Raw genomic sequence first — 7420 nt, 5'->3', positions numbered from 1 at the left:
GCGCAGGTGCACGAGGAGGTCGAGCGCCGCGGCGGCCTGTGCGTGCACGGCCGCCGCCCTCATCCCGGCGCGCGCTCCCAGCGCCTCCAGCCGTGCGGGCACGGCGGCGCACGTGTTGGCGTGGACCGTCCCGCATCCGCCCTCGTGGCCCGTGTTCAGCGCCGTGAGCATGTCCCGCACCTCCGCACCGCGCACCTCTCCCACCACCAGCCGGTCCGGTCGCATCCGCAGGGCGTTGCGCACCAGCATGCTCATGGGCACCTCGCCGCTGCCCTCCACATTGGCCTGGCGGGAGGCGAGCTGCACCACATGGGGATGGGCGATCACGAGTTCGCGGGAGTCCTCCACCGCGATGATCCGCTGGCCGGGATCCGCACCGGAGAGCATTGCGCCGAGGAGCGCGGTCTTTCCGGATCCGGTGCCACCTGAGATGAGGAAGTTCGAGCGCCGCGCCAGGGTCTCCTCCAGCAGCGAGACCAGCGCCGGCGGCACGAACCCGTCCGCCTGCAGCTCCTCGAGTGTGAAGCCCCGCGCGCGGGGCACGCGGAAGCTCATGACGGTGGTCTCCCCGGACAGCGGCGGGATGACGGCGTTGAGCCGGATGCCGTCCGGCAGGCGCACGTCGACGAGGGGTGAGGAATCGTCGAGCCTGCGCCCTCCCAGCGCCGAGAGCCTCACCGCCAGCGCCCGCACGTCCGATTCCGCGCCCAGGCTCATCGCCACCGGCTCCATCCCGCCGCCGGCGTCCGCCCACACCTCCTGCGGGCCGTTGACGAAGACATCGGTGACGCCCGGCCTGTCGAGGAGCGACTGCAGCGGTCCCGCTCCGGAGAGCTGCGCGGTGAGCCTGCCCACCAGCTCCAGCATCGCCGCGGACCCCAGCACGCGCCCCGTGCGCCGCACGGCCTGGGCCACGGCGGCCTCCGTGCGCGGACCCGGGTGGTCGAGGAGGTCGTCACGCACCTGCGCCACCAGGCTCGGGTCCAGCCATCCGCTCCCCGCCGCCGAGGCGGCATGCCCTCCCGCGCTCATCCTCGCCTCCCGGCCGCGGCTCTCGGGCGTGGGCCCGGAAGATCCGGGCCGGGCGGGCGCCTGCCGCGCAGACGCGGGCCGCGACGATGCGCGAACGCCTCCTCCCCCGTCCCGGATCCACCAGGACCGTCTCCCGCGCCACCGACTCCCCCGGGAACAGCCGGGTGCTTCTCTCCGCCGCCGGTTCCCCCACCGGCCCGCCCCCCGGGTGCCCCGTCCGTGAACCACTCCCCCAGGAGTGCTCCCGCCGCGGCGCTCAGCGACGACCGCCGCGAGCCCAGCAGACCCTCTCCGCGATCGGCACGCCCGGCGAGACCCCGGTCGTCCCGGAGCTGGGCCAGCAGCCGCACGCCGATCGCCCCGGCGATGTCCTCCGCGCTGATCCCGCCACGCTCCGGGCTGCGCACCACCAGACCCACTCCCGGATGCACGCCGCGCAGCCGGGCGGCCACGCGGGCCGCCGCCACTGCCGCGCGCACCCGCGCGGGAGCGAGGAGGAGCAGATGGTGGCAGATCCGCACACTGCTGAGAGGCGCGTGCCGCGGCAGGTCGACCACCACGAGGTCGAAGGCCGTCTGCACGGCGGCGAGCACGGTGTCGAAGACCTCCGGCGGCTGCTCCTCGGCCACCGTGCGGTCCCAGGAGAGGAGTGCGAGACCCTCGACCTGGGGGAGCGCGTGCACGAGGGCGGACGGCCGCAGACGCCCCTTCGACTCCGTGAGTTCCGGCCAGCGCAGACCGTCGGCCGTCTCAGCACCGAGCAGGAGATCGATGCCGCCACCGAGCGGGTCGGCGTCCACAAGCACCGTGCGCAGACCGTCCTGCTGTGCGCGCATGGCCAGCGCCGCCGCCAGCACGGAGGCCCCCGCCCCTCCCGCACCGGGCACCACTCCCACGGTGGTGGCCGGAGCCGCGGGCGGTTCCACCGCGGAGATCATGCGCTGGGTCAGCCACTCGGCCGCATCCGGCAGGAGTGCGACGTGCTCGGCGCCCATCCGGGCCGCGCTCCTCCACACCTCCGCCGCCGAATGTCCGATCAGGACGATGGGCGCGGCGATGCCGGCGGGCGCCTCGACCACGTCCTCCCCCACCAGGACGAGGACCGCGTCCTGCCAGCCCCCGCCGGAGGGCGCGGTCACGTCGAGCGGGACGCCGGCACCGTCCGCGAGGGCGGAGCACTGCTCCATGAGACTGGGCAGCTGCGAGATGAGTGCGATGCGAGACATGTCCTCACCCTGCGGCCCCCGCTGACGGAGGTGAATGGCCTCCCATGCACCTGTGGACGGCCGCAGGCAAGGCCGGTACCGGTGTGACGCAGAGTGCCCGCCTCCACCGCGGTGAATTGTGACCCGGAGTCAGGACGGCCTGGGACGCCCTGCACCCCGCGGACACGGCTCCGCCCCGGAGCTCCGAGGAGCATCCGGGGCGGAGCGGCGCACGACCGGGGTCTCAGCCGCGCGTGATGTTCTCCACGTTGTTGAGGTAGCCCTCCGCACCGCGGGAGTCACGGACCTTGAAGAAGGTGCCGTGGTCCTCGAGCGCCAGGAACCACTCGCCCGGTGTGACGGTGAAGAGCTCCTGCCCCGTGACCGCGTCCACGGCCGGACGCGGCTCCGGGACCGCGAACCAGAACATCTGGTTCACAGGCGCCTGGGCAACCGGCTCCTGCTGCGCCGGGGCAGCCTCTGCCTGTGCAGCGCCGTTCTCCGCCTGCGCGTGCAGCGGGCTGAACGCCTGGGTGGGCTCACCGGACTCGTATGCGGGTGCCGCCTGTGCCTCACCGGCACCGGTCTCCTCCGGCGTCACCGCTGCCTGCTCGGCTGCGTGAGCACCCGCGCCGCTGTCCGCCGCCCTGAACCACTGTGTGGGTTCGTCCGGGGAGTCCCCGGCCGGCTCCGCACCGCGCAGCCGGGTTCCCGCCGAGCTGGTCGCGTCCTCGCCTGCCGAGGGATCGGCGGCTGCGGAGGGGCCCGCTGCCGCGGCGGCGTCTGCCCCACGGAATGCGGCATCCGCGTGCGGATCCGCGGTTCCCTGGTGCTCCTCAGCGCCCTGCGAGCCCCTCTCCGGGGTCTCCGTCGAGGACTCGAACGGTGCGGCCGCGAACGCGGCGAACGGGTTCGGCGCGGAGCCCGAGTGCTGCCCGGAGTCCGCCGGAGCGGCGCCGTCCGCAGCCTCGGCCTGGGGCTGCCCGGTGCCGGCGGAGGGGTCGACCGCACCGGAGGCCGCTGCCGAGGTGTCCGCGGCGGGATCTGCCGTGCCAGCTTCCGGAGACGTGCTCTCCTGCTCCACGAGCGGAACCTCACCGGTGGCGGTGGCCGGGTTCGCGACCTCCGGGTCCTCGGCCCGGGCGGCGAACGCATCCTGTCCGGACGCCTCGGCACCCGTGTCCGATGCACCCGCACCGTACTGGCCGGAGCCCTCCGGCTGACCGGAGCTGTCCGGCCACGACTGCTGCGGAGCGGACCCCGGAGCGGGCGCGGGCTCGCCGAACGCACCGGCGGCGAAGGCCTGCGTGGGCTCCGCCTGGGAATAGGAGGGAGCCTCGGCGGACCCGTCGCCCAGGTAGGCCTGACCGTCCGCCGTGCTGGACTGCGTCTCTCCCTGCGCCTGCTCCGGCGCGACCGCCTGCTCCGGCGCGACGCCGTAGGCCTGCGGCTGCGAACCGTACTGCGGTGCCTCCTGGCCGAACTGCTCTCCGTGGGTCTGCCCCTGGGAGCCGAACGCCTGAGGGGCCGAGCCGTACTGGCCCTGCTCACCGAACGAGGCCTGAGGCTGCGAGCCGTAGGCCTGGGGCTGGGAACCGTACTGCTGGAACTGGGCGTCCGCACCGGAATGCTGCTCGCCGTCCGTCTGGGGAACTGCGCCGTAGGCCTGGGGCTGGGAACCGTACTGTTGCGGCTGCGAGCCGTAGGCCTGTCCCTGCGAGCCGTGGGCCTGCGCGCCCGCAGCGGCTGCACCCGCGCCGATGGCTGCACCGGCAGCCGTCGCACCCGCAGCCGCGCCCACGCCCGTCGAGGCACCGGCGGCCGGGCGGGCCTTGGCGTGGGCCACGGCCTCGGGCCTGGCGTCGAACTCCGCGGAGAGGAAGGGGAGGAACGTGAGGACGCCGAAGAAGAAGGCGATGAGCGAACCGAAGAACACGAAGAACGCGCCGATGTGGAACGAGGTCGCCATCGTCACGAGATGCACGAGGTTCATGGCGAAGGAGACGGAGGCGAGGACGGAGATGACCTGGTCGACGCTGAGCGAGCCGATCCGCGCCGGGAATCCGGTCACCACCTTCTGCAGGAGCGCGAGGACCGCCGCGGCGAGCAGCGGCAGCACGCCGAGGACCAGGAGGCCCACCGAGAGGAAGCCCCAGTGCCAGATCCACATGGGAGTCACGCCGAAGTACTCGTCGCCGAACCTGTGGAACGGCGTGGACACCGCGATGATGGCGAACAGCGCCGCGGCGAACAGCGCCAGATCGCGCAGGCTCAGCGGACCTGCGATCGTTCCGGGGGCCTTGGCCCTGGCAGGCGCGGCGTAGGCCTGCTGGCCGTATCCCGGCTGCTGCGCGGCGTACGCCTGCGGGTCATAGCCCTGCTGGCCGTAGGCCTCCTGGCCGTACGGCTGCTGCGCGGCCTGCGCGGCCTGCGCCTGAGCGTCCTGGCCGTAGCCCTGCGGATCGTAGGACGCGCCACCCTGCTGGCCGTAGGCCTGCGGAGCACCGTAGCCCTGCTGGCCGTAGCCCTGGGGATCCGCGCCGAAGCCCTGCGGCTGCGAGCCGTACTCCTGTGCCGGCGACTGCACGCCGTAGGCCGGCTGCGAACCGTAGGCCTGAGGGGCCTGCCCGTACGCCTGGCCTCCGAACTCCTGCGCGGAGTGGGGCTGCTGCGCGTAGGGGTCCGGCTGCGCGCCGTAACCCTCCGGCTGCGCGCCGTATCCCTGGGACTGCGAACCATAGCCCTGCTGCTGTGCGCCGTCCTGACCGAGGTCCGGCCTCCCGGTGCCCTCCTGCCCCCACTGCTGAGAGCCCGAGCCGTACTGGGGCTGGTTGGGCATGCTCATCGGTACTCCTTATTCCCCTGCGACTTTCGCAGGTGATCGGCACGGTATTTGCCCTTGTGTTCATCCCATCATTGCATCCGCACCGCGGCCGGATGCATCGCCGGGCGAACAGTTCTTACGCAAGTCTCAGGAGCTGTGGGGCGCATCACCTCGTCAGGTAATGTTTCTCGCGCAGACGGAACAGTTCCCGCGCACCCGCTGCGCGGCCACTCCATCGAAGAAGCCGGAGGAATTCATGACTGATACGGCTGGACGCAACGCAGTCGAGCACGACCACGAGCAGAGCACCTTCCCGCCGCCCGCGGACTTCGCCGCCGCCGCGAATGTGCAGGCGGAGGAGTACGAGCGCGCGCGTGAGGACCGGCTGGGGTTCTGGGCGGAGAAGGCGCGCACGCTCCTGGACTGGGACACCCCCTTCACCCAGACGCTCGACTGGACGAACCCGCCCTTCGCCCGGTGGTTCGCGGACGGACGGCTCAACGTCGCGCACAACTGCCTGGACCGTCACGTGGCGGCGGGCAACGGCGAGCGCGTGGCGCTCCACTTCGAGGGCGAGCCCGGCGACACCCGCACATTCACCTACGCCCAGCTCACGGACGAGGTGAAGAAGGCCGCGAACATGCTCGCGAGCCTCGGCGTGCGCAAGGGCGACCGCGTCGCCATCTACCTCCCCATGATCCCGGAGGCGGCCATCTCCATGCTCGCCTGCGCCCGGCTGGGAGCAGCGCACTCCGTGGTCTTCGGCGGGTTCTCCTCGGATGCGCTGAAGTCCAGGATCATGGACGCCGAGGCCCGGGTCGTCATCACCGCGGACGGAGGGTTCCGGCGCGGCAAGCCCTCGAGCCTCAAGCCCGCCGTTGACGAGGCCGTGGCCGGCGGCGACACTCCGGTGGAGCACGTCGTCGTCGTCGAGCGCACGGGACAGGAGGTGGACTGGACGGAGGGCCGCGACAAGAAGTGGAGCGAGCTCCTCGCAGCGGCGCCCGCCGAGCACGAGGCCGAGGCCTTCGAGGCAGAGAACCCCCTCTTCATCCTCTACACCTCGGGCACCACGGGGAAGCCCAAGGGCATCCTCCACACCTCGGGCGGCTACCTCACCCAGGCCACCTACTCGATGTTCGCAAGCTTCGACCTCAAGCCGGAGACGGACGTCTTCTGGTGCACGGCGGACGTGGGCTGGGTGACGGGTCACTCCTATGTGGTCTACGGCCCGCTCTCCGCGGGTGCCACCCAGGTGATGTACGAGGGCACCCCGGACACGCCGGACAAGGGCCGCTGGTGGAGCGTCATCGAGAAGTACGGGGTCACCACTCTCTACTGCGCTCCCACCGCCATCCGCACCTGCATGAAGTGGGGCGAGGACATCCCCGCGCAGTACGACCTGTCCTCGCTGCGTCTGCTGGGCAGCGTGGGAGAGCCCATCAACCCCGAGGCATGGCTCTGGTACCACCGGGTGATCGGCGGAGGCCGCTGCCCCATCGTGGACACCTGGTGGCAGACGGAGACCGGTGCGCACATGATCGCACCCATGCCCGGAGTGGTCGCCACCAAGCCGGGCTCCTCACAGCGGGCCATCCCGGGCGTCGAGGTCAAGGTGGTGGACGACGAGGGCGCGGACATCGCGGGCACGGATCCCGGTCTGCTCGTCATCACGGAGCCCTGGCCCGCCATGCTGCGCGGCGTGTACGGCGATCCGCAGCGCTTCAAGGACACCTACTGGTCGCGCTTCGAGAACACGTACTTCGCCGGTGACGGCGCGCGGTACGACGAGGACGGAGACATCTGGTTCCTCGGCAGGGTCGACGACGTCATGAACGTCTCCGGTCACCGCCTCTCCACCGCGGAGATCGAGTCCTCGCTGGTGGCGCACGATGCTGTGGCCGAGGCCGCGGTGGTGGGCGCCGCGGACGAGACCTCCGGCCAGGCCGTCATCGCCTTCGTCATCCTCCGCCAGGGGGTCGAGGCGCGGGAGGGCATCTCGGAGGAGCTGCGGGCGCACGTGGGCGCGGACATCGGTCCCATCGCCAAGCCCAAGCGCGTGCACGTCGTGGACGAGCTGCCCAAGACCCGCTCCGGCAAGATCATGCGGCGCCTCCTCAAGGACGTGGCGGAGAACCGGACGGTGGGCGACGCCTCCACCCTGGCCGACTCCTCCGTCATGGACGTCATCTCGCAGCAGGTGGAGTCCACCTCCTCCGACGACTGAGGCACGGTTCCCCGGCAAACGAGGCGCCGGGAGGGGCAGATCGAACGGCCCGGACGCGGGGCGGCCCGGGTACCCCGCACCCGGGGCACCCGGCCCGCACCCCCCGGCGGGCACACCCGAAGTGCGGGGAGG

General features: G+C 72.3%; 4 protein-coding genes. 1 reads left to right on the top strand and 3 read right to left on the bottom strand.

Annotated elements, in window-relative coordinates; genetic code table 11:
- From Q0A33_RS01135 to Q0A33_RS01125, 3 genes are all read right to left on the bottom strand, one after another.
- Positions 1 to 1032: TadA family conjugal transfer-associated ATPase (locus Q0A33_RS01135; RefSeq protein WP_291791897.1), on the bottom strand; the 1032-nt coding region annotated here is incomplete at its 3' end.
- Complete coding sequence (gene ssd, locus Q0A33_RS01130) at positions 1029 to 2258, bottom strand: septum site-determining protein Ssd (RefSeq protein WP_291791895.1); 1230 nt, start codon at positions 2256 to 2258, stop codon at positions 1029 to 1031. The genes ssd and Q0A33_RS01135, both read right to left, overlap by 4 nt.
- 223 nt (positions 2259 to 2481) lie before the next feature.
- Complete coding sequence (locus Q0A33_RS01125; protein ID WP_291791892.1) at positions 2482 to 5082, bottom strand: hypothetical protein; 2601 nt, start codon at positions 5080 to 5082, stop codon at positions 2482 to 2484.
- Positions 5083 to 5317: 235 nt separating this feature from the next.
- Here Q0A33_RS01125 and acs point away from each other — a divergent pair, with 235 nt between their 5' ends.
- Positions 5318 to 7288: an acetate--CoA ligase gene (gene acs, locus Q0A33_RS01120; protein ID WP_291791886.1), complete on the top strand. Its 1971-nt coding sequence runs from the start codon at positions 5318 to 5320 to the stop codon at positions 7286 to 7288.
- Positions 7289 to 7420: the final 132 nt, after the last annotated feature.

The organism is Brevibacterium sp., from assembly GCF_022712115.1.
Classification (GTDB): Bacteria; Actinomycetota; Actinomycetes; order Actinomycetales; family Brevibacteriaceae; genus Brevibacterium; species Brevibacterium salitolerans.
The sequence above is the reverse complement of the archived record's forward strand: the minus strand, read 5'-3'. Positions and strand labels throughout refer to the sequence as shown.